This window comes from Parendozoicomonas verongulae (genome assembly GCF_009711465.1).
In the GTDB taxonomy this organism is placed as follows: Bacteria; Pseudomonadota; Gammaproteobacteria; order Pseudomonadales; family Endozoicomonadaceae; genus Sansalvadorimonas; species Sansalvadorimonas verongulae.
On sequence record NZ_SMME01000589.1, the window covers coordinates 1 to 928 of the forward strand.

The window sequence follows — 928 nt, forward strand, 5'->3', positions numbered from 1 at the left end:
TCCCATAATCTGGAGATGCCTGCCCAGTGTCAGCTCGATATCCTTATCATTACAGGGGATGTCCACCTGCCCTTGAGCTGCCTGGGTACGCAGCCGGATATAGATGTTCAGGGCTGCTCTCAGGTTGTGCGTACCTCCCATGGCCTGGTGTAGCCTGCCCAGAGCCAGTTCTATCTCCTTGTCATCGCAAGGTGTGTCCACCTGCCCTTTGGCCGCCCGGGTGCGAAGCCGGGTAAAGATGTTCAGGGCCGCTATGTGGTTGCCTGTGCCCCCCATGCTCTGGAGTAATCTGCCCAGAGCCAGCCCATTGTTTTTTTCATCATTAAAAGAGCCTGAATATTTTTCATAAAGGTGCTGGAAGAGTGGTAAAGCTTCCATTAAATGGCCTCTCGCCTGCAAAGCTCTGCCTTTTGCCATTATCACTCCCTTGTTATTTCCCAAATCCTCTGAAAGAGAATTGAGGTACCCAATACACCCATCAAAATCACCAAGAAGAAACAAAGATCTGGCCTTTAATTGCACAACACGAGCATATTGCTTTGGGTTTCCCTCATATTTTTTTAATAGCGTCTCGGCTTCATCTAATGCTCTTCCGGGATTGGATTTCATAAGATTGAAGGCATCATTTATGTCGTGATATGCCTGTACACGAGAGTGAGCCGGGGAGTACTGGGTACGATATTGTGAAAGTTGGCGGCGCTCAGAATTATCGGCACTCCCTGAGTACGGAGAACCTTGGATGCTGGGGGTGTCAGACGGATAGCTGACAGGATAGCTTTGTATGTAAGGAAGAGGCATCTGTCGGCCATGGTGCCCTTTTCCATAATGTGGCGTTATGATCATGCTCTAAATAAACCTCTATAACAGTGATGTCAGAAGGTGTTCGTTAAACCAACACTTTTGTATGGATAGTGGTGACAAAACAAAG

Annotated in this window: 1 protein-coding gene; it reads right to left on the minus strand. The window is 48.1% G+C overall.

What is annotated here, in order from left to right:
- Window positions 1-417 (minus strand): hypothetical protein (locus tag E1189_RS01715; protein ID WP_155158361.1); only part of this gene is annotated, 417 nt, incomplete at its 3' end.
- Window positions 418-928 lie beyond the last annotated feature (511 nt).